The organism is Leclercia sp. M-A074-M, assembly GCF_965195605.1.
Lineage (GTDB): Bacteria > Pseudomonadota > Gammaproteobacteria > Enterobacterales > Enterobacteriaceae > Enterobacter.
The window spans coordinates 11,340-35,972 of the sequence record NZ_CBDAHM010000003.1; the positions used below are offsets into that span (position 1 = coordinate 11,340).

A 24,633-nucleotide genomic window follows, 5' to 3' on the forward strand; every position below is an offset into this window, starting at 1 on the left:
CCGGCCTAAATTCGTTAACGGGCGCGGCAACGTGATGCGCGCGTCAAAAATGTAAGGTATCCCGGTGAATATTCAGGCTCTTCTCTCAGAAAAAGTCAGTCAGGCACTGATTGCTGCAGGCGCACCTGCAGACTGTGAACCGCAGGTTCGTCAGTCCGCGAAAGTACAGTTTGGCGACTATCAGGCTAATGGCGTGATGGCCGTAGCGAAAAAACTGGGCATGGCGCCACGACAACTCGCAGAGCAGGTTCTGTCCCATCTGGATCTCAGCGGTATCGCCAGCAAAACCGAAATCGCCGGACCGGGCTTTATCAACATTTTCCTCGATCCTGCCTTCCTGGCGCAGAACGTCGATGCCGCGTTGCAGTCCGATCGTCTGGGTGTGGCGCAGCCGCAGCCTCAGACCATCGTCGTTGACTACTCTGCCCCGAACGTGGCGAAAGAGATGCACGTCGGCCATCTGCGCTCCACCATCATCGGTGATGCCGCGGTACGCACCCTGGAGTTCCTCGGCCACAACGTAATCCGCGCGAACCACGTCGGCGACTGGGGCACCCAGTTCGGGATGCTGATCGCCTGGCTGGAAAAGCAGCAGCAGGAAAATGCCGGTGAAATGGCCCTGGCGGACCTCGAAGGCTTCTACCGCGATGCGAAAAAGCACTACGACGAAGATGAAGCCTTTGCCGAGCGCGCCCGTAGCTACGTGGTGAAACTGCAGGGCGGCGATGCGTACTTCCTTGAGATGTGGCGCAAGCTGGTGGACATCACCATGTCCCAGAACCAGATCACCTATGACCGCCTGAACGTCACCCTGACCCGTAAGGACGTGATGGGTGAAAGCCTTTATAACCCAATGCTGGCCGGTATCGTGGCCGATCTGAAGGCCAAAGGCCTGGCGGTCGAAAGCGAAGGCGCGACGGTGGTGTTCCTTGATGAGTACAAAAACAAGGAAGGCGAACCGATGGGCGTCATCATCCAGAAAAAGGATGGCGGCTTCCTCTACACCACCACCGATATCGCCTGCGCGAAATACCGCTACGAAACCCTGCATGCGGATCGCGTCCTCTATTACATCGACTCCCGTCAGCACCAGCACCTGATGCAGGCGTGGACCATCGTGCGTAAAGCGGGCTATGTACCGGACTCCGTACCGCTGGAGCACCACATGTTCGGCATGATGCTGGGTAAAGACGGCAAGCCGTTTAAAACCCGTGCGGGCGGCACCGTGAAGCTGGCGGATCTGCTGGACGAGGCGCTGGAGCGTGCCCGCCGTCTGGTGGCGGAGAAAAACCCGGATATGCCTGCCGATGAGCTGGAAAAACTGGCCAACGCCGTCGGCATCGGTGCGGTGAAATACGCGGATCTCTCCAAGAACCGGACCACCGACTACGTTTTCGACTGGGATAACATGCTGGCGTTCGAAGGTAACACCGCGCCGTACATGCAGTATGCCTACACTCGCGTGCTGTCTGTCTTCCGTAAGGCTGACATCGATGAAAGCGTACTGGCCCGGACGCAGGTGACCATCACCGAAGATCGTGAAGCGCAGCTGGCGGCGCGTCTGCTGCAGTTCGAAGAGACGCTCTCCGTGGTCGCCCGCGACGGCACCCCGCACGTGATGTGTGCCTACCTGTACGATCTGGCGGGCCTGTTCTCCGGCTTCTACGAGCACTGCCCTATCCTCTCTGCCGAGAGCGAAGCGGTGCGCAACAGTCGCCTGAAGCTGGCGCAGCTGACGGCGAAGACCCTGAAGCTGGGTCTGGATACCCTGGGTATCGAAACCGTCGAGCGTATGTAACATCGGTGCCTGGTTAACGCCTGATGGCGCTTCAACCGGTTATCGCAATAACACAAAACCCGGCGCAAGCCGGGTTTTGTGTTTGTAGCCCCGGTAAGCGTAGCGCCACCGGGGAGTGCAGTGGTCAAAAATACTTGCGCAGATACTCCGTCAGACAGAGGATTGCCATCGCCTGACCATACGGCATTGAGGTCAACGGGATCTGACGATAGAACGCCAGATCGCTGCCCATGCCGGTACCGAACGAGGTTTGCAGCAGTTCCCCTTCCGGGGAGATGTTCTTCACGATCCCGCGAATGGCTCTCTCCGCCACCTCCGCATATTCGGCTCCCACATAGCGCTTGCGTACCGCTTTCAGGATCCCGTAGCTGAACCCGGCGGTGGCTGAGGCCTCAAGATAGGAGTTGGGATCGTCGAGCAGCGTATGCCACAGGCCGCTCTCATCCTGACACTTCGCCAGGGCAGCAATCTGCGCGTTCAGCACCTGCACCAGATAGCGGCGCACGGCGTTATTTTCTGGCAGATCCACCAGCTCAAGGAAATCAGGAATAACGATCGTCAGCCAGCTGTTGCCGCGCGCCCAGCGGGCGTTGGCAAAGTTGTGGTGGCCATCGTAGTTCCAGCCGTGGAACCAGAGCCCGGTCTCCCGATCCATCAGGTTCTGCACGTGCAGCAGGAACTGATAGACCGCCTCCTCAACATAGTCGGGTTTATTGAGCAGTTTACCAATCTTCGCCAGCGGCAGGACGGTCATCATCAGGGTGTCGTCCCACATCTGCTGGTGGTTCTCCTCCGCCAGGGTGATGTGCTGCATACCGCCGTGATCGGTGCGCGGCATCTCGTTCATCGCCCACTCCGCCCAGCTCTCCAGCCACGGCAGCCAGGCCGGGTTGCGCGTCTCTTCATAGCGATATGCGAGGGTCAAAAACGGCGACATGGTGTTGACGTTTTTGGTGGTGGCCTCTTCGGCAAAACGCTCGGCAAACCAGCTGTCGATGATATCGCGCATCGCTTCATCCCCGGTCTGGCAGTAATACTGCCAGATACCGTAGAGACCAACGCCGTGAGTCCACTCCCAGCCCGCCCAGCCTTTGGTGTCGATTACCCGCCCGTCGTCCAGCCGCAGTAAAAACTCGCCGGTTTTATCGTGAATGTTCACCAGGTTATGCGTCACGTTTTGGATCAGCGTTTTCAGTTCATCTCTGGCGATAAAACGCTCTGGCTGACGCAGTAACGGGCTATGTTTGACAGGCCAAACCTTCATAATCTTAACCTCTGTTGTATGTCGAATTCAGTGGAGCACGTTCTTTCAGGGACGGTGCAGCGGGTTTATTGCGGTTCAGATAGCCGATGTTGTTGTTTCCCCACAGGCAGTCGTAAGGCATACCGGCCAGCATCTCAACCGTGGCGCGGGCCTGCGGCGTGGCGGCCTCCGGCATCGCGCGGCCAGATTCACGCATTTTGGCCGTCTCTTCACGCAGCGTACTGTGCGTCTGTAAATTCAGCTTAAAGCGCAGCGACACCAGGAAGCCGCAGGTCAGCACCAGGATAGTGCCCACGCTCAGGATCATCAGAATGGTGTGGCTTACCCCTTCCGGCTGCACCTTCTGGCCGCTGACAAAGCCAGACATCTGCATGACGATACCCACCAGCATGATGGCTCCCGCCTGGGACGCTTTACGGGTCAGAGTCATGATCCCGGCGAAGATCCCTTCGCGGCGCTGGCCGGTGATGACTTCATCCACGTCAGCGATATAGGTGTAGGTGTTCCACGGCACATAGTTGATCCCACCGCGACCCAGACCCGCCAGGGCAGAGACCAGCAGCAGCAGCGCGTAGATGTCGCTCATACCGGCGTAATACAAACCGGCATAGGAGAGCGACGCCAGACCAAACAGCACCACCACCATGCGGTACGACGGTGCCGGTCCAAAGCGGATGCAGAGCGGGATCATCGCGATAACGGCCAGGAACTGGAAGATAGCCATGGTGCCCAGCAGATTCGAGGCCATAGAAGCTTCCTGCATCAGCACAAAGACCACGTAGTAGGTAAAGACGGCGTTGAACACATCCTGGGCGATGTAGCCCCCAAGGTACATCCCCAGGTGCTGGCGGAAGATTTTGATCCGCAGGGTAGAGCTCAGCTCAACGAACAGACGGTTCAGGCTCTGGCCGAGGGTCAGTTTTTTCTTCTCCTCTTCGGCGCGCAGCGCGGCTTCGCTCCACTCTTCACGCGGACGTTCCCAGGTGAAGAACCAGACGAAGGTCAGCATCAGGGCGCACAGCACCGAGAAGACCAGGCTGGCATAGAAGAAGGAGATGGCGTTGTCTTTACCAAAGTGGGTTAACAGAATACCCGGCAGGAACGAGGCCAGAATCGCCGACATCTGCGCCATAGAGATACGCGCGCCGGAGAACTTGGTTTTCTGCTTGAAATCGTCGGTCATCTCCGGCACCAGCGTTTCGTATGGAACCAGGATCATGGTGTAGACGATATCGAAGATCAGATAGGTCAGCAGGTAGTACCAGAAGCCCATATCGCCGACCCACATCAGCGAGTAGCTGAAGACGCAGGGGATGCCGAGCAGAATAAAGAACTTGCGGCGGCCAAAGCGTTTGCCAAGCCAGGTGGTGCCAAAGTTATCGGTCAGGAAGCCCATCAGCGGACTGACGACGGCATCCAGAACCCTTGCCGCCGCAAAGATGAAGGTAGCCTCAATCGGCGTGAGGCCACAGAAGGTGGTGTAGAAATATAATAGCCAGGCAGCGGTCAGCGCTGTGGTCCCTGCCCCGAGAAAATCACCCGATCCGTAAGCAAGATAGTTCGCGAGTCCAATTTTACGTGTTTTCATTACCGTCGACCCTGTAAGTTTTAGATGACTCCCGGTTAACGCGACGCCAACGGGAGTGACTAGACGGTTACAGTAAGAGTATCGCTTACGGGATACCTTTCTGTTTCTGCCACCGCCAGGCGGCAACTGGCAAAAATGCAAAGAGAATTACTACGCGTGTCACTGTTTTATAAAACAGCGTTTCTTTTGCTTCAAAAGGAGGGGTCAGTTTTGCGAGCCAGTCATCAGAATAGCCTGATAACTGGCGAAAAAGCGATCACTAAACGGTCTGTTCAGAGGGTTGTGTTGGTAAGCAGCAAAGCCAGAGAATAGAGATAGCCGCTAATACATTTAGCGTAATCGTGATGAACGCCGTCACCTGCTCTGCAGAGTGATTATCTACCGGGATAAGCATAACCTGATGAATACCCGTCAGAATGAGCGGCAGGATCAGCAGAATGAAGAGTAGCGCCCCGCCAAACCACCACCCCGATTTTCCTGCATCGTGCATTCGGCGGATACCCAGTGAGACGACTGGTACGAGCAAGATTACCGGGGCAAGCGCCCTGAGCGGAAGCCAGACAAACCAGGCCCACACCAGTATCATTCCCCCGCGGCCGGTACGATCGGCAATCAATGCTATGAGAAAGCAATAACTCAGTGCGGCAATAAAGAGAACAATCGCTATATTAATGACGATAAATAACCAAAACTCTCTTCTTGTCGCTCGCCCCTTATAAACGAACGCCTTTTTCCAGCCGTCGAAATAACAATCCTTAATACTTTTATGCATACCTTCATCCTTTTAAAAGAATATCCCTGAGTGATTAAGCATTATTTATTTAATTTTCCTGAGATGATTACCGAACTGACCTTTAGCGCCTCTGAAATCAGCAATAAAAATAACGCCACCGCGACGTTCCCCGGAGTAATCCATTTCATAATCCAGGGTAAAAAGGTGAGAGACGGCACAACCACCAGCAGGCGCAAAGGGGTCTGCGCAGCTACCAGGTAGCCGACCTTATTCCATGCGGTAAGGAGAAACAGGGCAGAAAACCCAATGGACAGGGTTGTTATCATTGACAAAACAAAGAGAATAAGAAGCCAGTAGCTGCCACCCTGTTCTGAATAAAGCGCGCTAAAATTGATAATATCATCAACGAAAGGAATACGCCCCTGGGTACTACTCTTCCAGACATAGGTTGCCAGATATAAAACATCCATAACCCCCCAAAAGATGCATACTTGCTGAAAGCTCAATTTCATACCTGCTCCCTTTTGCATTATTGCGTTCCATCATTGATATGTATATCACATTATCTCAGCGCGTAGAGTATATTCTCCGGATGTTGACTTCCAGAGCTATTCTCTTAATGAAAAGAGTGAGGGAAAAATTAACAGGGCAAGAAGAGCAGGAAAAATAACGAAGCCTGTGGAATGACACCCCCATTCCGTTCGGGCGAACGGAATGGAGTCAGAGGGTTAGCGGTAGTTCACAATCACTTCGTTACGCTGGACCTTCAGGGCCGGGATGAGGCGACCACCGCCGGGGACTTCCCAGATAAAGCGCAGCGGCTCGACGGCGGGCACGTTGTTGAACGCATGGGTCGTGCCGCTGGCCCCATCCAGTTCGGTACAGCGCGTCTGGGAACAGAGCCGCACCCGCAGCCCGGCGGGGGTCGGGCCATTCAGCTCATAGCGCCAGGCCACCAGAGTCATCAGGCCCGATACCGGCTGCTGCGCCGACAGTGGGCGTGACGAAGCCGCCACGCCACGGTGGGCAAGGGTCAGGCCGATACTGCTGGCCTGCCATGCCCCCTCCCCTGCGGCCTGCGCCATCAGCGGCAGGGCCAGTAACCAGAGTAATTTACGCATTACTGGCCTCCGATGGTGGCGGTCATGCGGATATGGCGGTTGTCCGACAGTTCCATATTCGACAGCACGACCAGCTGCGACAGGCTGCGGCGCAGGAAGCGCGAGAGCAGCGGACGCAGGGCGTGATTCACCAGCAGCACCGGTGGCGCCCCCAGCATCTCCTGACGCTGCAACGCCTCCTGGGTTTGCGCCAGCAGACGATCCGCCAGCCCCGGCTCCAGCCCGCCGCCGCCCTGCAACGCCTGCAGCAGCAGACGCTCAAGCGGCGTGTCGAGTCCAATGACCTGCACCTCGCCGGTACCCGGGAACCACTGCTGAGTGATGGCGCGGCCTAACGCCACGCGCACCACCGCCGTCAGCTCGTGCGGATCGTTCTGCAGCGGTGCATGCTCGGCCAGAGTCTCCAGAATGGTGCGCATATCGCGGATCGGCACTTTCTCGTCGAGCAGATTTTGCAGCACCTTGTGCAGCGTGGTCAGGGTCAGGACACCCGGCACCAGATCTTCGGTGAGCTTCGGCATCTCCTGAGTGACGCGATCCAGCAGCTGCTGCGCCTCCTGGCGGCCGAACAGCTCTGCGGAGAACTGACCAATCAGGTGGTTAAGATGAGTTGCCACGACGGTACTGGCTTCCACCACGGTATAGCCTTGGATCTGCGCCTGCTCTTTCAGGGCACTTTCGATCCAGATGGCGGCCAGGCCAAAGGCCGGATCGATAGTTTGTTCACCCGGCAGCGTACCCGCCGCGGTGCCAGGGTTAATGGCCAGCCAGCGCCCCGGATAGGCATCTCCGCTGCCGATCTCCACCCCTTTCATCAGAATGCGATAGCGCGCAGGAGGCAGATCCATGTTGTCGCGGATATGCACCACCGGCGGCAGGAAGCCCATGTCCTGGGCGAATTTTTTACGAATACTGCGAATACGCCCCAGCAGTTCGCCATCCTGCTGGAAATCGACCATCGGGATCAGGCGGTAGCCCACTTCCATGCCCAGCGAATCTTCCAGCTGGACGTCGTTCCAGGTGGCTTCCACCGCCTGGGTGTTTTCCGGCATTTTCACCGGAGCAGGCTCGCTCTTCGGTTTGGCTTCGCGTCCGCGTAGCCACCAGGCCAGCCCCAGCAGTGCGGCGGTGAACAACAGGAAGACGAAGTTCGGCATTCCCGGCACCATGCCCAGCAGGCCAAGTACCGCGGCAGAGAGCATCAGCACGTTCGGGTTGTTGAACAGCTGCCCGACCATCTGCTCGCCGACGTCCTGATCGGTGGCGACGCGGGTTACGATCACACCGGCTGCGGTGGAGATCACCAGCGCCGGGATCTGGGCGACCAGACCGTCACCAATGGTCAGCAGCGTGTAGCTCTCTGCTGCCTGGCCCATAGCCATTCCGTGTTGCAGCACGCCCACCAGCAGGCCGCCGATCACGTTGATCACCATGATCAGAATACCGGCAATGGCATCGCCGCGAACGAACTTACTCGCACCGTCCATCGAGCCGTAGAAGTCCGCTTCCTGGGTCACTTCGGCACGGCGTTTTTTCGCTTCATCTTCGCCAATCAGACCGGCGTTAAGATCGGCGTCAATCGCCATCTGTTTACCCGGCATCCCGTCCAGGACGAAACGCGCGCCAACTTCTGCGATACGCCCCGCACCTTTGGTGATAACCATGAAGTTGATGATCACGAGGATGATAAACACCACGATCCCGATGGCGAAGTTGCCGCCGACCAGGAAGTGGCCAAAGGCCTCAACCACCTTACCTGCCGCCGCGCCGCCGGTATGCCCTTCCATCAGAATGATACGGGTGGAGGCGACGTTCAGCGCCAGACGCAGCAGCGTGGTGAAGAGCAGGATGGTCGGAAACGCGGCGAACTCCAGGGTGCGCTGGGTGAACATCGCCACCAGCAGCACCATAATGGAGAGCGCAATGTTGAAAGTGAAAAGCAGGTCGAGGATGAATGCCGGCAGCGGCAACACCATCATCGACAGGATTAGCAGGATGAGGATCGGCCCGGCAAGGATCTGCCATTGAGTCGATTTCAGGTTGCCGGGGAGGCGCAACATTGCCACCAGATTAGCCATCAGAGTCCTTCTCGTTCATAAAATCCAGCGCGGCAGGCACCGGGAGATTCTCAGGTTTGACAGGCCGTTGACCACCGGCAAGACGCCAGCGTTTCAACTGCCATACCCACGCCAGCACTTCCGCGACTGCGGCATAGAGCTGGCCCGGGATCTGTTGTCCTATTTCCGCATGCCGGTAGAGCGCACGCGCCAGTGGCGGCGCTTCCAGCATCGGGATACGGTTTTCATTACCAATTTCGCGGATGCGCAGCGCGATAAGCCCCGCCCCTTTCGCCACCACTTTAGGCGCGCTCATTTTGTTTTCGTCATATTGCAGCGCAACGGAGTAGTGGGTTGGGTTGGTAACAATCACATCCGCTTTCGGTACATCTTCCATCATCCGGCGACGTGCGGCGGCACGCTGCATCTGGCGAATACGCCCTTTGACGTGCGGGTCACCTTCCATCTGCTTATGTTCATCCCGGATGTCCTGGCGGGACATGCGCAGTTTTTTAATGTGGCTGTAGATCTGGAAGAAGACGTCAAATCCGACCATCGGGATAATCGAGAGCACCACCAGCAGCGAACAGAGCCCCACCAGATTGAGCGCGTTGCGCATGGCGGTGAACGGCGACTCGCTGATCAGGCGCATCATCTCCGGCCAGTTATGCCAGATAAAAAATCCCGCCACGCTGCCCATCAGCGTCGCTTTCATCAACGCCTTTAGCAGTTCGGCGGCGGTCTGCGCGGAGAACATTCTCGCGATACCAGGCAAGGGGTTCAGCTTGGAGAATTTAAACTGCAGCGATTTCCCGCTGAACACCAGCCCGCCCAGCATCACCGGCGATACGATAGCCACCAGCACTACGCCGGTGATTAACGGCAGCAGCGCGACCATCGCGCTTTTGATCAGCAAGATAATCTGGCTGAGGATCAGGTTAGGGTCGTTGACCATGCTGTGATCGAAGCGCAACCCGGCCGAGAGCATGCCGGCCAGTCTGCGGGCAAGGGACTCCCCGCCTATCCAGATAATGCACACGCCAACCAATAAAATCAGCAGCGAGGTGAGTTCTCGGGATCGGGGTATTTGCCCGTCCTCACGCGCTTTTTCAAGTCGGTGGGGTGTGGGGGCTTCTGTTTTGTCGTCGCTGTCTTCTGCCACGGCAAGCATCTCGCAGGTAGAGGTCTGGACGATATGATGCCAAAGCCGCGCCTGACCAATGCGTTAATTAGGGGCGTGAAAAGGGCTGATTTAGGGCTTTCGCCTGTGACAGGGAAAATGGAAGAACAAAACGCCACCTTTACAGGTAGCGTTTTTGCCTGGCGGCGCTTCGCTTGCACAGGCCTACCGGAACCGCGCAATATGATGATATTGCAGGTTTTGTAGGCCGGGTAAGCGCAGCGCCACCCGGCAATTCCAGCAAAACGCAGGCTATCAGAACCCTAAGCTGTCCAGCAGGTCGTCCACCTGGTCCTGGCTTGCCACGACACCGGCTTTGGTGGTGTCGAGCTGGGGGCCATTCAGCAGGCTTTCGTTTTCGCGTTGTGGACGTGCGGAAGGTTCCGGCATGTTCTCCAGCAGCACCATTAACAGCTGACGCTCAATCTCCTGGATCACGTCCATCATGCGCTTGATCACCTGACCCGTAAGGTCCTGGAAATCCTGCGCCATCATGATGTCCAGCAGCTGGGCATTAGTGAAGCTGGTATGGTCCGGCACCGCTTTCAGGTAGTGACGAGTATCGGTCACCAGTTCGCGGGCGTCGGAGAGTTCGATCGGATTTTCGAACCATTCGTCCCAGCGTTTGGTCAGCGCTTTTGCGCCCTTTTCCATCTCGTCCTGATGCGGCTGTGACGCTTCAACACTGTTCAGCGCACGCTCTGCCGCCTGGGCAGTCATCTGTACAACATAATCCAGACGGTCGCGGGCATCGGGAATCGCTTCCGCCGCTTCCGCAATCGCCTGATCCAGGCCCAGCTCACGCAGGCTGTCGCGCAACATACGCGTCAGGCTGCCGATGCGGGCAATTATGTCGCCGGGTGAATGCTCATCCGTAGGTTTAATCGAAGGCTGCATCATCTCCCGTACCTCACATGCCGAGTTTCTCGAAGATCTTACCGAGTTTTTCTTCCAGGGTTGCCGCGGTGAATGGTTTCACCACATATCCGCTTGCGCCAGCCTGTGCCGCAGCAATGATGTTCTCTTTCTTCGCTTCAGCCGTCACCATCAACACAGGCATAGAGGCCATCGCGGCATTCGCACGAATGGTTTTCAGCAGTTCCAGACCATCCATGTTCGGCATGTTCCAGTCGGAAATAACAAAACCAAAGCCGCCGGCATTCAGTTTGTTCAGCGCATCAACGCCGTCTTCTGCTTCTTCTACGTTATTAAAACCCAGCTCTTTAAGCAGGTTGCGCACGATGCGACGCATGGTGGAAAAGTCATCCACAACCAAAAACTTGAGCTCTTTGTCCGCCATAAAACTACACTCCTCGTTAAATACGTATTGCCTGTCCGGCACTGATTTTCGCCAGCATCTGCTGACTAACCTGACTAAGATCGACCACTTCGCTGACGCCACCCATATTGATGGCCTCGCGCGGCATGCCGAACACCACACAACTTGCTTCATTCTGCGCGATGGTCCAGGCGCCAGCCTGGTGCATCGCCAGCATTCCGGCGGCGCCATCGTTGCCCATCCCCGTCAGGATCACCCCAACGGCGTTGCGCCCCGCGTGTTTCGCCACCGAATGAAACAGCACATCCACCGACGGACGGTGCCGGTTAACCGGCGGCCCGTCATGAATTTTGATTTGATAGTTAGCGCCGCTGCGCGCCAGCTCCATATGCTTGTCGCCCGGGGCGATATAGGCATGCCCCGGCAGAACGCGTTCGCCATCCTCCGCCTCTTTCACGCTAATCTGACACAGCTTGTTCAGACGCTCCGCAAACGAGCGGGTAAAGCCTGGCGGCATATGTTGAGTGATCAGAATACCTGGGCTTGAAAGCGGCAATGGCTGGAGTACATGACGAATTGCCTCTGTTCCGCCGGTAGAGGCGCCGATAACCAGCAGCTTTTCCGAGCTCAGCAGCGGACCGGCTTTCAGGGTGGCCGGGGCCGCCAGCGGCTTATGCGTAGCAACCCGCGCCCTTGCCGCGGTACGAATTTTTTCCGCGATCATCTCGCTGTACGCCAGCATCCCCTCGCGAATGCCAAGCTGCGGTTTGGTGACGAAATCCACCGCCCCCAGCTCCAGCGCCCGCAGGGTGATTTCGGACCCTTTGCCGGTCAGAGAAGAGACCATCACCACCGGCATCGGCCGCAGACGCATTAACTTTTCGAGGAAGTCGATGCCGTCCATGCGCGGCATTTCGACATCCAGGGTCAGCACGTCGGGGTTATATTTTTTAATTAAATCCCGGGCTACCAACGGATCGGGGGCCGTCGCCACCATCTCCATGTCGCTGTGGCTGTTGATAATCTCAGTCATGATCTGGCGCATTAACGCTGAATCATCAACTGACAAGACCCTGATTTTACTCATGCTTTATCCTTACTCAGCGCATATACCGTCTGGCCACGCAGGCTAAACTCGCGCACAAGATTGCTGAAGTTCTCCGAGTGCCCGGCAAACAGTAAACCGTCAGGTTTGAGCAACGGCACAAAGCGGCGCAGGATCTCCTGCTGCGTCGTTTTGTCGAAATAGATCATCACGTTACGACAGAAAATGGCGTCAAAAGGCCCCGCCACGTTGTACTGCTTCTCCAGCAGGTTGACCATGGAGAACTCCACCGCATTTGCCAGTTCGCTACGCACCCGCACCAGCCCTTCGTGCGGACCGGTGCCACGCATGAAGTAGCGCTGAAGCTGCTGGGGTGACAGCGTTTTTAGCTCCTCCTGGCGATAGATCCCGCTCTGTGCTTTTTGCAGCACCTCGGTATCTATATCGCTGGCGATCACCTTCCAGCGGCCCGGGGCGGTACCCAGCGTGTCGGCCAGGGTGATGGCGAGCGAGTAAGGCTCTTCCCCTGTCGACGCCGCCGCGCTCCAGACGCGATATTCGCCGCCGCTGCGGCGGCGGGCATGCTCCGCCAGCACCGGGAAGTGGTGTGCTTCCCGGAAAAAGGCGGTCAGGTTGGTGGTCAGGGAGTTGATAAACGCCTGCCATTCCGCGCTGTTTGGATTTGCTTCCAGCATCCCCAGATAGCGACCAAAATCATCCAGTCCGAGCGTGCGCAGGCGACGCACAAGGCGGTTGTAGACCATGTCCCGCTTGTGATCGGCCAGCACAATCCCCGCGCGCTGGTAGATTAATTGACATATCCGACGGAAATGCGCGTCGGACAGCGCGAGGCGCTGTGTCATCTGTAACAATAATGACGATTGCCCTGAGGGCAGTGGTGATGTCATAGCGCCTTCTTACTTAATCACGTTCAGGTTCCGACTGGTACGGCCTGCGACCGCCCGACTTCTGTAACTGTTTCAACACGTTCATTCACATTAAATACTGCCACCAGCGAGGTAAGGTGATCCGCCTGGCCGGCTAACTGATCGGTGGCTGCCGCGGCCTCTTCCACCAGCGCGGCGTTCTGCTGAGTCACCTGATCCATCTGACTTACCGCCTGCGCCACCTGCTCAATACCGCGGCGCTGTTCATCGGATGCGGAGGCGATTTCGCCCATAATGTCGTTAACCCGGGTGACCGAGCTGACGATCTCGGTCATGGTTTTCGCCGCCGTATCCACCAGCGCCGAACCCTGCTGAACGCGGGACACCGACTCTTCAATCAGCACCTTAATCTCTTTCGCCGCGTTGGCGCTGCGGCTCGCCAGGTTACGGACCTCGCCGGCCACCACCGCAAAGCCACGCCCTTGCTCACCCGCGCGGGCGGCTTCGACCGCGGCGTTCAGCGCCAGAATATTGGTCTGGAACGCGATGCCATCGATCACGCTGATGATGTCGCCAATCTTTTGCGAACTGGCGGCGATCTCATTCATGGTGTTCGCCACGTGGGATGCCTGTTCGCCCCCCTTCTTCGCCGTCTGCGCCGCGCTCTTTGCCAGACCAGAGGCCTGGCGGGCGTTGTCGGCGTTCTGCCCGACGGTGGCGGTTAACTGCTCCATGCTGGCTGCCGTTTGCGCCAGCGATGCCGCCTGCTGCTCGGTGCGCGAAGAGAGATCGTTATTGCCCTCGGCAATTTCGGCGATCCCGGTGTGCATGGCGTAACTGCCCTGACGCACCTCCGATACCGTTTCACGCAGCGAGCCCTGCATCGCCTTCAGGCTGGCGAAAATGGCCGAAATTTCATTTTTGCCGTATACCGCCACCGGCCGCGCCAGATCGCCTTTGGCAATGCTGTCGAAATGGCTGCTGATAATTGCCAGCGGCTGGACAATCATCTTGCGCGACCAGAACAGCGCGGCGCTGGTCAGCAACACCGCCAGCACAATCATGGTGGCGAAAATCACGCCGGACATGTGGTAGCTGTTGCGGCTGTCATTCCCCGCCGCCTGCACAAAGTTATTGATCTCCTGCTGCCAGGCGTCGGTGCTGGCGTCAAATGCCGCCTGCGATTCCTGCACTGGTGCGGTCAGAAAATCTGACAGCTGGTTGTTCTCAAGCCACGTCGCCTGATGCTCCAGATCGCCATACCACTGGCTGAACGCACCCTGCATCGCTTTTTTCAGCTCTGCGTCCTTCGCGCTAATCGCCGCCTGGCCGCTAAAGGTTTTGAACAGGCCATCAGCCTGCTTCAGGCTACCGCGTGCGGTCACCATCAGCGCCTTAATGTCATCGGGCGGATAGCTCAGGGCGGTTAAGGTGCCCGCTTTATTCAGCGCCGTGCTGGCCTGCAACAAGACTGCCCGACTCTGGGTAAGCAGCTCACGCTGCTGATTACTGCCCTGCATCTCCTGTAAATTTTGATAACCATCGCGAAAAGCCCAAAATGACAAGCCGTTACTGCCAACCTGCAACACCCCACAGAGAATCAAAATCAAAAACAGGGTGGTCGAGATACGAATACGATTTAACATCCACGCTCCCATTTAGCGGCCAGCAGCCGCGATTTAACGTACAATCAAAATGTTTCCCAATTCTCATCTTTCCCGGTTGCCACTGCGCGTACGTAAGCCGGTGCGTTAACCGGCGCGGCCGGTTGCGGGCTGACGCGCGATGAAACCGTGCTTGCAGGTCCAGAGTTAAGACGAAACGCCGAGACGGCCATCTTCAGACGGCTCGCCTGCTCTTCCAGTTGCGCCGCAGCGGCTGCGGACTCCTGAACCAGCGAGGCGTTTTGTTGTGTGACGCGATCCATTTCCGATACCGCCAGGGCCACCTGGTCGATACCACGGCTCTGCTCATCGGAAGCGGAGGCAATTTCCCCCATAATGTCCGTGACGCGGGTAACGGCATTCACGATGTCATTCATGGTTTCGCCCGCGCTCTCCACCAGCACCGAGCCGGTGTCGACGCGCGCGACAGAGTCTTCAATCAGAGCTTTGATCTCTTTCGCCGCGTTGGCGCTGCGGCTGGCAAGGTTACGCACTTCACCGGCGACCACCGCAAAGCCGCGCCCCTGCTCACCGGCACGCGCCGCTTCTACCGCGGCGTTCAGCGCCAGGATATTGGTCTGGAAGGCGATACCGTCGATCACGCTGATAATGTCAGCGATCTTCTTCGAGCTTCCGGCGATGTCGTGCATGGTTTTCACCACGCCATCCACCACCTTGCCGCCGCGCTGTGCGGTTTCAGAGGCGCTGTTCGCCAGCTGTGAGGCCTGGCGGGCGTTATCCGCATTCTGTTTCACGGTGGCGGTGAGCTGCTCCATGCTGGCCGCGGTCTCTTCCAGCGCCGACGCCTGTTGCTCGGTACGGGAGGAGAGGTCGTTGTTACCCATTGCGATTTCGCTGGTGCCGGTGTAGATGGCCTCCGAGCCCTGACGCACGTTCGCCACCGTCTCGCTCAGCGAGCGCTGCATGTGGTCAACGCTGATGGCCAGCTGGGTGATTTCGCTGCGCCCGGTGATGGTCAGGGACTGGGTCAGATCGCCGCTGGCAATGTGACGGATATGGTCGATGACACGGTTTAACGGGTTAAGCAGGGTATGGCGAATGCCGTACCAGACCCCCACCAGTACGATCGCCAGCGCCAGGGCCAGGATCCCCATCTGCCATTTGGCGAAGGTGTAATCCTTCACGCTGGCATTAAACGCCGCCTGGTTACGCGCGTCGGACGCGGAAACGTAATCCCGCAGAGCGCTCCCCAGCGCGTTCTGTTTTGACTGGGTTGCCTGGGCGAAATAGGCCTCCATGTTGCCGTTATCAAGGAACTGGATCAGTTCAGTGAGCGCCGCTGCATAGTCCCGGTATGCCTCATTGATGGTCTGGCTCACCTGCTCCATCGAAGGCTGTGGAGGGATGGCGCTGTAAGCTTTGAAGTGTTTATCCGCTTCCGCCAGCGTAGTGCGGGCGCTGTTCATCAGTTCCGTTTGCGGCTTAGCGGGATCGGTCACCATACGTGCGGAGGCGCGGCTCAGGTTGATGCGCGTTTGCAGCAGGTAATCCCAGGTGGAGGTGATTTCACTTTGTTGAACCCGGAACGCGTTAGAAACCGCGAAACTGTCCTGGTTGGCTTTAATGGAAGAGAAAAAGAGACTGCCGGAAACGAGCTGCAGCAGAGCGAAGACAGCCAGCACCAACATCAGCATTGTCACAACGCGCATACGGTTCAACATACAACACCTTCTCATTGTTTTGTTCTCGGTGTTATCGGCACAACTGAGAGGAACTTTACATTTGCGAAAGGGAAAAGCGCGGTTCAGAACGCGACGTCTACCACGAGGGTATCGCTGTAGTTGCCGGCAGGGGGCGTGGTCTGGTTGGGGAGGATGCGGGCAGTGTAGTTATAGGTGCGCAGCAGGCCGTCGGTACTCACCTGGGATGAGGCTCCGCTCGACCAGCGCTCGGTGCCGCTTACGCCCCAGCGGTTGGCGGTGGCCTCTTTATAGATCTCATAGCTCATGCGGTTGTTGCCGCTGGCCATGCGCCGGACATTATTCAGGGCGTTGAGGCCGTTATTGATGCCGATGGTATAGGCGCTGCCCTTGGTGCAGGTGACGGCGATGGACTGGGAGATGGTAGGGAAATTCTGTACCAGCGGCGCGCTGTTAAAGTTGATGTTCGGGGTGGTCATGGCGCTGCAATCATTGGTGACGTTCATATTGAGGGTGATGCTGGTCACCGCCGTACCGGTCTGGGGGGTCAGGCAGAGCCCCACGGCCCCTACCTGGCAGACGTTGTAATTAACGCTGAAGTTAAGCGTCACCTGATAGGGCCCGGCGCTGACGTTCTGCCCGGCGACGGTGCGGAAATAGAGCGGAATATTGTACTGCCTGGAACCGAGCAGCCCCAGCAGCGTGCTACCGCTCCAGGTGTAGGAGCGGGCGATCTGCACTTCGCTGGTGCCGGTGCAGCCCGACGCACCGCACAGTCGGGTGGGAATAACATCGGTGATGGTGGCGTTATCGGTGCGTTTCAGGGTGGCGCGGCTGGCGGCGCTGACGGTGGCGCCGGTGTAGTTGAGGGTAATGGAGTCGTTGGTCAGCAGGTTTAGCACCGCATCGCAGCTTACCACCAGGGTGCCGGTGGTCTGTACCTCGTTGCCCCCACTCAGGGCGAAAGAGGTCACGCTGCCAAAGCTGGCGTTGACGGTACTGACGGTACAGGCCCCCCAGCCGGTACCGGAGACCAACAGCAGCAGTAACAGCAGCAGGCGCCTCATGGTGCCAGCCTGCAGGTCAGCGGGCCGTAAGTTTGCAGCTTATGGTCCGGGTTAGGGGCAAGGGTCAGGGTCACCTGGCAATATTTGCCCTCCGGGGTGCGCACCTCCAGTGGGTTAACGTCATTCAGGTTCTCCAGCCAGGCGATGCCATCATAGCCCACGGTGGCCGGGGCGCGTGAGGCGCGTCGCACCTGGCTGCCGAGCGGAATATCCTGGCCCTCGCCGTCGTGCAGGATCACGCTGGCCACCCGCTCCTCCTCCATCGGGAAATCCACCAGATACCCGCTGTTGCGGCGCAGCGCCACCCGCCGCTCGGTCTCTTTTAGCCGGGTATCGGCGGGCAGGTTCAGGGTGTTGATGCTGTAGCTCGCCGGATAGTAGGCGGATACGCCGCTCACCAGCAGGTAGCCATTTTGGTTGGTTTTTCCCACCGGCTGGTTTTCGTAGCTTACCGGCACGTCGGGCTTGCCGTCGGTGCTGATGACCACGAAGGCGTCGTTGATCTTATTGGCGGCAAAGAGTTCGCCGTCCATCAGCACCAGCGAGCCCAGCGCCTCGCCCCACCAGGTCATCATGTCGCGCTCGCCGTAGGTGCCGCCCTGCACTTCAATATTGTTGTTACGCCAGCCCAGCGAGGCCTGCTGGTAGCTGCGGGATCGGGACTGGTTCGCCAGGGCCATGTTCCAGCTAAAGCCGCCGTCGGTGGGCATGGCGTGGTTGTAGTTGATGCGCTGGGTGCTGCCCGCGTCCGGGGTGTTTTCCAGGGTGACGGCGGCACTGTCGCGTTCGCCGAGCGGAATTTGCAGCGACAGGGCGACCGTCCAGTCGCCCCGCTGCTGGTCCCGGCTGGCGGCAAGATAGATACTGCTGCTGCGCCACAGGTTGCGGCTCCAGGAGAGGTTGAGCAGCTCGGTTTTCTCGCTGTCGAAACTCTCCACCCCAATCCAGGCGGCGCCGATATTGCCATAATCACCCAGATTAAGGCTCAGGGAGTACTGGTCCGTATTGCGGCTAAGGCTGGCGATGGGCTGGTTGAATTCGTCGTATACCGTCGGCTGGTCGTAGAGGGCCAGGTTGCCAAAGCCGCGATCCCGGCGGCTGTGCTGGGTAGCAATGCTGAATTCGCTGGTGCTGTACTGGTAGCCCCAGTTAATCTGCCCCCCCTCTTCACCATACATCCGGCTGCGGGTATATGCGGTATTGACCACGCCGAAACGCCCCATTTTTACCACCGTACCCACACCGCCCAGCGCCAGCTCTTCGGCCCCTTCGCCATGTCCTTCGAGGGTCAGCCAGTCGGTCAGCCCATAGCGGTAAGAGCCGCTCCCCGCCGCCGGGCCGTAATCAAAGCTTTCAATACCGTAGTTGCGGCGCAGGCTGCCGAGGGTCACCGCCCCGTCGCTCAGCCCCGCCTTCAGTAGTTCGCTGGTGACGTAAAACGGCAGCGTGGTGCTCACCTGGCGGCCCAACGCATCGGTGGTGACCAGCACCGCATCTCCGGCGCCGTTGATATAGGGTAGATTGGTGAGGGTGAACGGCCCCGGCTGCAGGCGGGTGGAGCCGGCGCGATAGCCGTTAACGAACAGGTCTACCGAGGTGGGCACCGCCGCTTCCCCGGAGAACTCCGGCAGCGGCCAGGTGACCAGATCCGGGCGGAGGGAAAAGTCGCGGCCATAGCTGATGCCCCCCATGCGCACGCTGCTGCTCCAGCTGACGGCATCGCTGATGACATCCCCGGCGGTCCAGGTGGTGGCATTATCTTCATTGGTGACCAGCAGCGTGGTGTCGTAACGCACGTATCCCTCCTGCATGCTGCCGCCGGAGAGGTTTTTGCGCACAAAGCCGGTGGAGGAGAGAGAACCCCGCTCGTCAAAGTAGCGGAACTCATGCCAGAGCGAGGCTTGCCCGCCCGCATGATCGGTCTTGCTGGTATAGAAGTCATAGTTGAGCAGCGCCCCTCTGCCGTAGTGGGGAGTGCTCTGGGTCAGCTCGCCGCCAAAGGGGGTGACCCGGGCGGAGATCCACTCCCGGGGCACGCTCAACAGCAGGCGCTGCCCGGCGCTGTCATACTCGCTGCGCACATCGGCGAGGGTCGTCAGATTAACCTCCCCCGGCGGGACATTTTCCGGCGGCAGGCCTGCGCGCAGCAGGTCAGCGCTGGAGACCAGATAATCGCCGTTGCGCCGGGTGACAGGCACCACCAGCCCGGTATCGTAGTGGTTGACGATCAGCGCCAGCTGAAAGACCGCTTCGTCGTTCAGGGACTGGGGCGCGGGCGGCGGCGGTAGCGCATCGTCGCCGGTGTTGGCCCAGCCTGCCGTGGAGACGCAAAGCAGGATCATCATCGTGGGTTTCAGTTGACGGGGGCCGACTGCCATTCGGTATCCCTGGCATTAATTTGCGCACTCATCTGACCCGGCTGGGTGATGCCTGAGGGGAGAGGCCAGCTGCGTTCGCTGCCCGGCAAAACATACCCCAGCAGACCGTCCGCCATGGTCCTTTTCTGTCCGCCCTGAGTCAGGGAAACCTGACTGAGCCGAACGTGGACATCACCCCGGTTACGTACCTGCAGCGCGGGCTGGCCGTTTTCGCGGATAACCCGCCAGCTCAGGTTGCGCGGCTCGGCAAGGGCATGATGCTCCCCCTCTTTGATGGTTTCGATCCCCTGGCCGTAAACAAACAGCGGAATGGAGTAGCGCATCTGCAGCTTAAGGCCGATCTGCGGCGTGGTGTTGTCCTGAGGCTGGGGAATTTCGTCGACGATGATGCGGTAGGCCTGCTCAACCCCCATCGGCACCTCGCCCTGTTTTATCAGGCGAATAAGCTGCTTGCTGCCTTTGGCAATAGTGACAATCGGCGGGCTGGCTACCACCTCCTGCTGGGCGGTGTAGCGCTCAAGGCCGCCCTCCTGGCGCCAGCGCACAATGCGCACCTGCATGGTGGTGGCGCTGTTGCCCTGGTTTTGCACCCACAGCTCGGTCGCTTTGGTATCGGCCGATAGCCAGGGATCGATGGGCCACAGCAGAATGGATGCCGCGCCCTGGGCGGCGTGCGCCGTTATCCCCAGCGCCACCAGCAGCGCCAGCGGGCCGCTTGCAAATGCCTTCATGGTCGTTCTCCCTGTATCACCAGGACAAGGTCACGGTGAGTTGATCTGAATAGTTCCCGGCCGGGCTAAAGCCCGTCAGAAGCGCCACGCCAAACAGCGGCAGGGCGATGTTATTGCTATTGGTATAGGTTACGGGTACGGCCTGGTTAACGCCGATTTCGCTGTTTGCCCCCAGCGAACTGCTGCTGTAGAGCCGGTAGGCGACCCGTTGGGTGCCGCCGGCGCGCTGCATATTGCGCACCGAGGCGTAATACTGTCCGCCGTCGATGCTCATGCTCAGCGCCACCCCCGGCGTGCAGGCGATACTCAGCGAACCATTAGGCACAAAGCTGGTGCTGACCTGGCCGCTCTGCACCCCGCTGTAGCTGCCAAAATTGAGCGCCCCCAGGACTCCGCCGGTGCCGGAAGTCACCGAGCAGCCGGGAGTAATGGTGGCATTCACCTGAAACGACTGGCTGGTCACCGCCCGGGCACTGGTCGTCGTCAGCATCAGGGCGACCAGGCAAAAAATGGCATGCAGCCTCCCCTCACTCCACGACAGGAGTGATATGGTCACGCGCTTCATCAATCGCGCGGCTAGTAAGTGACGCTGACGTTTATGGTGTCGGTGTAGGTGCCAGGGACCACGGTGACGCTGTTGCCGCCGCCGGTAATACGGCCATAGAGCGTGTAGCTATTAACCCCGCCTGCGGTAGAGGCCACCGGGATCGGCGCGTTATTGGCGATCACGTTGTTAAAGCTGCTGTCGCTGAACAGGCTATATGCCACACCCTGAGCGGTATTCGCGGTGTTGACCAGATAGCGCGCTGGCGTGCCGGGCGTACCCACAACCGTTCCCGGCGAGGTGGAATTGGTATTGCCGGTAATGGCGACCGTGTAGCTGTCGGTGGTGCACTGGATGGTAAAGGTATTGCCCCCATTGGCTCCGGTGAGCTGGGTGGTGAGCGTGGAGAAGGTTGCCGGATGGGTACCGAAATCGAGGGTACCGAAGTTAATGCCGTTCTGGTTTGGCGATCCGTTGATCAGGCAGCCGTTGGTCAAGGTCAGGGTTGCGCCAATGGTCCCGCTGCTGGTTACCGCCTGTGCCGGAACTGCCGCCATCGCCAGGGCCGATCCCGCCAATAACACCAAAATTTTTCTGTTCATTTTCCACCCTCCAGAAAATGTCGCCGTCGTTATCCTCTATTTTTGATAACGCTCAAATTGTTAGCACCCATTACTATTGTTAATAGGTGGTTAAAATCAATTTAGATTAAGGCACCGCGAACAACCACTTTAGCCAGACGGCTAAGACAAACGGCGTATTGACAAAAATTATCTTTTAATAACAATAGGATAAATTTTTAAAACTCCTGAACATCGAAGCCAGACGAGATAAAAAATAGGAATAATGTGATACAGATCACAATATATCTTCTTGTTTTCATTGGTTATTTTAATAGCGGTTAAATAAGAGTTAAGCCAGAGAAACTATTACCTGGATTCGGATGATGAATATATTCACAATTTGAATAAATGACGGGCAGAAAATAAGAGCAGGTCGGTACATAACGGGAAAAATAAATAAGGGGACCAGCATGGTCCCCTTGAAGTGTTGTCCTGGCCGCCGCAGCGGTGATGGCGTCAGGCTACGTGGCTTGCCGCCACGTCCAGCAGCGCCATCTCATCACTGTTCAGCAGCTTCTCGATATTCACCAGAATCAGCATACGGTCACCGAGCGCCCCCAGACCGGTCAGGTATTCGGTGGACAGCGTAACCGCGAATTCCGGCGCCGGGCGGATCTGCTCGGCGGTCAGGGAGAGGACATCGGAAACCCCATCAACCACAATCCCGACCACGCGCTGGCCCAGATTGAGCACGATCACGACCGTATTGTCATCATACTCGACATCGCCCTGGCTGAACTTCACGCGCAGGTCGACGATTGGCACGATAACGCCACGCAGGTTGGTCACGCCTTTAATGAAATCTGGCGTGTTGGCGATGCGGGTCACCTGATCATAGCCACGGATCTCCTGCACCTTCAGAATATCGATACCGTACTCTTCGTCACCTAAGGTGAAAACCAGGAATTCCTGCCCTGATGGCTCGCCGGCCAGCTTGGTTACATTACTCATACCGGTCATTTTTTTACCTTCTTAACTGAATCAGGCGGCTGTGTGCGCCATACGTTGTTCACGATTTAATCCCTGAAGCGCCGAAACATCGACGATCAGCGCCACGCTGCCATCGCCGAGGATGGTGGCGGCTGAAATGCCAGGTACTTTGCGGTAGTTGCTCTCGAGGTTCTTCACCACCACCTGATGCTGACCAATCAGCTGATCGACCAGCAGAGCGTAACGGCGGCCTGCGCTTTGCAGAATAACCACAATCCCCTGCGTGGCTTCTGTTTTGGCGCCGTCCACGTCGAACACTTTCCACAGTTCCACCAGCGGCAGGTATTCGCCACGCACTTCCAGCACGCGCTCACCGCCTGCCAGCGGGTGCAGATCTTCTTCACGCGGCTGCAGCGATTCCATCACCGCGTTCAGCGGCAGGATGAACACTTCGTCCGCCACTTTGACCGACATGCCGTCGAGGATCGCCAGCGTCAGCGGCAGCAGAATGCGGATAGTGGTGCCTGAGCCCTGCTTCGACTTGATCTCAACGTGGCCGCCCATCTCCTGGATGTTACGTTTCACCACGTCCATACCCACGCCGCGCCCGGAGACATCTGTGACCTGCTCCGCGGTGGAGAAGCCTGGGGCAAAGATCAGCATGCCCACCTCTTCGTCGGTCATGTTTTCGCTGACCGCCATCCCCTGCGACATCGCTTTCGCCAGGATACGCTCGCGATTCAGGCCTGCGCCGTCATCGGTCACTTCGATGCAGATGTTCCCGCCCTGGTGTTCCGCAGACAAAATCAGGTTACCCACCGGGGATTTCCCTGCGGCAACACGGTTTTCCGGCAGTTCGATCCCGTGGTCAAGGCTGTTACGCACCAGGTGCGTTAACGGGTCGATAATGCGCTCAATCAGGCTTTTATCCAGCTCGGTGGAGCTGCCCATCAGCGTCAGTTCGATTTGCTTATTGAGCTTGCCCGCCAGGTCGCGCACCAGACGCGGGAAGCGGCTGAAGACATACTCCATCGGCATCATACGGATGGACATCACCGATTCCTGCAGATCGCGGGCGTTACGTTGTAACTGGCCCATGCTGGTGATGAGATCGCCGTGGTTGACCGGGTCCAGCTCGTTGGAGCGCTGGGCCAGCATCGACTGGGTGATCACCAGTTCGCCCACCAGGTTAATCAGCTGATCCACTTTTTCCACAGCGACACGAATACTGGTCGATTCGCTGGAGCGGGCGGCCGGTTTTTCACGCTCGCCGCGGTTTGGCGCAGCGGATTCGCCCGGAACGGCTTTCAGCGCAGGCGCGGCAGGTGCCACGGCCGGTACCGCCGGTGCAGCCGCGACTTCGGCCACTTCCGCCGTTTCTGCAGCCGGTGCATCGGTCACGGCCTCAAAGTCAATCTGCTCAGGTTCAATGACAAAACAGAGCACGGCGATCACGTCATCTTTGCTGATGCCGCCATCGAGGTTAGCTGCCAGCGTGTCCTTGCCCTTCACCACGTTGCTCAGGGTGGCGAGATTGCTCAGCTCTTCTTCCAGAAGGTTAACTTCGCTCTCTTTCAGGCGGGACAGCACCACGCGCAGACGGTTGTCAGCGGCAGGCGCGGCCGCCGGAGCGGGCTCAACAACGCTCAGTTTTGCCGGGCTGACGGCAACGGCTGCCGTCTCGCCTTTGGCTTCCAGCGCTAACTGACGCAGCGCGTTGCAGATATATTCAAAGCTGGCAGCGTCCGGCTCTTCCGAGCTTTTATAGGCATCGAGCTGTTCCTGCATAATGTCTTTCGTTTCCAAAAACAGGTTAATAATGTCGGTATTGAGCTGCATCTCACCGCGTCGGGCCTCATCGAGCAGGTTCTCCATCAGATGAGTGGTTTCCTGCAAAATGGTAAAGCCAAACGTACCGGCGCCTCCTTTAATGGAGTGAGCTGCGCGAAATATGGCGTTGAGCTGCTCTGAATCCGGCGCCTCGGGCACCAGGTCCAGCAGGTGTTGCTCCATATCCGCCAACAACTCGTCGGCTTCATCAAAAAACGTCTGGTAAAAATCGCTAATATCCATGCTCACGCTA

Annotated in this window: 21 protein-coding genes; 1 reads left to right on the forward strand and 20 read right to left on the reverse strand. The window is 58.2% G+C overall.

What is annotated here, in order from left to right; translation table 11 throughout:
- The first annotated feature begins 64 nt into the window (after positions 1-64).
- Entirely contained in the window at positions 65-1,798 is a 1,734-nt protein-coding gene (gene argS / locus ACOKCT_RS06775) for an arginine--tRNA ligase (protein ID WP_103180075.1), read from the forward strand.
- Positions 1,799-1,922: 124 nt separating this feature from the next.
- Here argS and ACOKCT_RS06780 read toward each other — a convergent pair whose 3' ends face one another.
- The 20 genes from ACOKCT_RS06780 to cheA form a co-directional block, all read right to left on the reverse strand.
- On the reverse strand, positions 1,923-3,062 hold the full coding sequence (locus tag ACOKCT_RS06780) for a glycoside hydrolase family 88/105 protein (protein ID WP_420193302.1): 1,140 nt from the start codon (positions 3,060-3,062) through the stop codon (positions 1,923-1,925).
- A 4-nt stretch (positions 3,063-3,066) separates the two neighbouring features.
- Entirely contained in the window at positions 3,067-4,650 is a 1,584-nt protein-coding gene (locus ACOKCT_RS06785; protein ID WP_159339520.1) for an MFS transporter, read from the reverse strand.
- Between the two features lie 259 nt (positions 4,651-4,909).
- Positions 4,910-5,422: a DUF805 domain-containing protein gene (locus ACOKCT_RS06790; protein WP_180210368.1), complete on the reverse strand. Its 513-nt coding sequence runs from the start codon at positions 5,420-5,422 to the stop codon at positions 4,910-4,912.
- Between the two features lie 41 nt (positions 5,423-5,463).
- Entirely contained in the window at positions 5,464-5,913 is a 450-nt protein-coding gene (locus ACOKCT_RS06795) for a hypothetical protein (protein WP_103180079.1), read from the reverse strand.
- A 198-nt stretch (positions 5,914-6,111) separates the two neighbouring features.
- Positions 6,112-6,504: a flagellar protein FlhE gene (flhE, locus tag ACOKCT_RS06800; RefSeq protein ID WP_103180080.1), complete on the reverse strand. Its 393-nt coding sequence runs from the start codon at positions 6,502-6,504 to the stop codon at positions 6,112-6,114.
- Positions 6,504-8,582: a flagellar biosynthesis protein FlhA gene (flhA, locus tag ACOKCT_RS06805; protein ID WP_103180081.1), complete on the reverse strand. Its 2,079-nt coding sequence runs from the start codon at positions 8,580-8,582 to the stop codon at positions 6,504-6,506. The genes flhE and flhA overlap by 1 nt, the downstream gene beginning before the upstream one ends.
- Positions 8,575-9,723: a flagellar biosynthesis protein FlhB gene (flhB, locus tag ACOKCT_RS06810; protein WP_159339523.1), complete on the reverse strand. Its 1,149-nt coding sequence runs from the start codon at positions 9,721-9,723 to the stop codon at positions 8,575-8,577. The genes flhA and flhB overlap by 8 nt, the downstream gene beginning before the upstream one ends.
- Before the next feature lie 273 nt (positions 9,724-9,996).
- Entirely contained in the window at positions 9,997-10,641 is a 645-nt protein-coding gene (gene cheZ, locus ACOKCT_RS06815) for a protein phosphatase CheZ (protein WP_103180082.1), read from the reverse strand.
- Positions 10,642-10,651: 10 nt separating this feature from the next.
- Entirely contained in the window at positions 10,652-11,041 is a 390-nt protein-coding gene (gene cheY, locus ACOKCT_RS06820; protein ID WP_032611971.1) for a chemotaxis response regulator CheY, read from the reverse strand.
- Between the two features lie 16 nt (positions 11,042-11,057).
- Positions 11,058-12,107, reverse strand: coding sequence for a protein-glutamate methylesterase/protein-glutamine glutaminase (locus ACOKCT_RS06825; RefSeq protein ID WP_156654806.1), 1,050 nt, complete (start codon positions 12,105-12,107; stop codon positions 11,058-11,060).
- Entirely contained in the window at positions 12,104-12,973 is an 870-nt protein-coding gene (gene cheR, locus ACOKCT_RS06830; RefSeq protein WP_103180084.1) for a protein-glutamate O-methyltransferase CheR, read from the reverse strand. The genes ACOKCT_RS06825 and cheR overlap by 4 nt, the downstream gene beginning before the upstream one ends.
- Positions 12,974-12,996: 23 nt before the next feature.
- Positions 12,997-14,598, reverse strand: coding sequence for a methyl-accepting chemotaxis protein IV (gene tap / locus ACOKCT_RS06835; protein ID WP_263950571.1), 1,602 nt, complete (start codon positions 14,596-14,598; stop codon positions 12,997-12,999).
- Positions 14,599-14,642: 44 nt separating this feature from the next.
- Positions 14,643-16,298 (reverse strand): methyl-accepting chemotaxis protein II, encoded by a 1,656-nt coding sequence (gene tar, locus ACOKCT_RS06840; protein WP_420193303.1) that lies wholly within the window; start codon positions 16,296-16,298, stop codon positions 14,643-14,645.
- 83 nt (positions 16,299-16,381) lie between these two features.
- Entirely contained in the window at positions 16,382-17,344 is a 963-nt protein-coding gene (locus ACOKCT_RS06845) for a spore coat U domain-containing protein (RefSeq protein ID WP_103180087.1), read from the reverse strand.
- On the reverse strand, positions 17,341-19,722 hold the full coding sequence (locus ACOKCT_RS06850; protein ID WP_159339526.1) for a fimbria/pilus outer membrane usher protein: 2,382 nt from the start codon (positions 19,720-19,722) through the stop codon (positions 17,341-17,343). The genes ACOKCT_RS06845 and ACOKCT_RS06850 overlap by 4 nt, the downstream gene beginning before the upstream one ends.
- Positions 19,698-20,453: a molecular chaperone gene (locus ACOKCT_RS06855; RefSeq protein WP_420193304.1), complete on the reverse strand. Its 756-nt coding sequence runs from the start codon at positions 20,451-20,453 to the stop codon at positions 19,698-19,700. The genes ACOKCT_RS06850 and ACOKCT_RS06855 overlap by 25 nt, the downstream gene beginning before the upstream one ends.
- A gap of 16 nt (positions 20,454-20,469) precedes the next feature.
- A complete protein-coding gene (locus ACOKCT_RS06860) occupies positions 20,470-20,943 on the reverse strand; it encodes a spore coat U domain-containing protein (RefSeq protein ID WP_420193403.1) in 474 nt (157 codons plus the stop codon).
- An 86-nt stretch (positions 20,944-21,029) separates the two neighbouring features.
- A complete protein-coding gene (locus ACOKCT_RS06865) occupies positions 21,030-21,599 on the reverse strand; it encodes a spore coat U domain-containing protein (RefSeq protein WP_159339529.1) in 570 nt (189 codons plus the stop codon).
- Between the two features lie 477 nt (positions 21,600-22,076).
- Positions 22,077-22,580 (reverse strand): chemotaxis protein CheW, encoded by a 504-nt coding sequence (gene cheW / locus ACOKCT_RS06870; protein WP_032611989.1) that lies wholly within the window; start codon positions 22,578-22,580, stop codon positions 22,077-22,079.
- Positions 22,581-22,601: 21 nt separating this feature from the next.
- Entirely contained in the window at positions 22,602-24,629 is a 2,028-nt protein-coding gene (cheA, locus tag ACOKCT_RS06875) for a chemotaxis protein CheA (RefSeq protein ID WP_159339530.1), read from the reverse strand.
- Positions 24,630-24,633: the final 4 nt, after the last annotated feature.

Bases quoted from the DNA above. Each gene is read 5' to 3' on its own strand.
- tar (WP_420193303.1), bottom strand. From the start codon at position 16,298: ATGTTGAACCGTATGCGCGTTGTGACAATGCTGATGTTGGTGCTGGCT.
- ACOKCT_RS06855 (WP_420193304.1), bottom strand. From the start codon at position 20,453: ATGAAGGCATTTGCAAGCGGCCCGCTGGCGCTGCTGGTGGCGCTGGGG.
- ACOKCT_RS06825 (WP_156654806.1), bottom strand. From the start codon at position 12,107: ATGAGTAAAATCAGGGTCTTGTCAGTTGATGATTCAGCGTTAATGCGC.
- cheR (WP_103180084.1), bottom strand. From the start codon at position 12,973: ATGACATCACCACTGCCCTCAGGGCAATCGTCATTATTGTTACAGATG.
- flhA (WP_103180081.1), bottom strand. From the start codon at position 8,582: ATGGCTAATCTGGTGGCAATGTTGCGCCTCCCCGGCAACCTGAAATCG.
- ACOKCT_RS06850 (WP_159339526.1), bottom strand. From the start codon at position 19,722: ATGGCAGTCGGCCCCCGTCAACTGAAACCCACGATGATGATCCTGCTT.
- ACOKCT_RS06790 (WP_180210368.1), bottom strand. From the start codon at position 5,422: ATGCATAAAAGTATTAAGGATTGTTATTTCGACGGCTGGAAAAAGGCG.
- ACOKCT_RS06865 (WP_159339529.1), bottom strand. From the start codon at position 21,599: ATGAACAGAAAAATTTTGGTGTTATTGGCGGGATCGGCCCTGGCGATG.
- cheW (WP_032611989.1), bottom strand. From the start codon at position 22,580: ATGACCGGTATGAGTAATGTAACCAAGCTGGCCGGCGAGCCATCAGGG.
- tap (WP_263950571.1), bottom strand. From the start codon at position 14,598: ATGTTAAATCGTATTCGTATCTCGACCACCCTGTTTTTGATTTTGATT.
- ACOKCT_RS06780 (WP_420193302.1), bottom strand. From the start codon at position 3,062: ATGAAGGTTTGGCCTGTCAAACATAGCCCGTTACTGCGTCAGCCAGAG.
- ACOKCT_RS06785 (WP_159339520.1), bottom strand. From the start codon at position 4,650: ATGAAAACACGTAAAATTGGACTCGCGAACTATCTTGCTTACGGATCG.
- ACOKCT_RS06860 (WP_420193403.1), bottom strand. From the start codon at position 20,943: ATGCTGACGACGACCAGTGCCCGGGCGGTGACCAGCCAGTCGTTTCAG.
- flhE (WP_103180080.1), bottom strand. From the start codon at position 6,504: ATGCGTAAATTACTCTGGTTACTGGCCCTGCCGCTGATGGCGCAGGCC.
- cheY (WP_032611971.1), bottom strand. From the start codon at position 11,041: ATGGCGGACAAAGAGCTCAAGTTTTTGGTTGTGGATGACTTTTCCACC.
- ACOKCT_RS06845 (WP_103180087.1), bottom strand. From the start codon at position 17,344: ATGAGGCGCCTGCTGCTGTTACTGCTGCTGTTGGTCTCCGGTACCGGC.
- ACOKCT_RS06795 (WP_103180079.1), bottom strand. From the start codon at position 5,913: ATGCAAAAGGGAGCAGGTATGAAATTGAGCTTTCAGCAAGTATGCATC.
- cheZ (WP_103180082.1), bottom strand. From the start codon at position 10,641: ATGATGCAGCCTTCGATTAAACCTACGGATGAGCATTCACCCGGCGAC.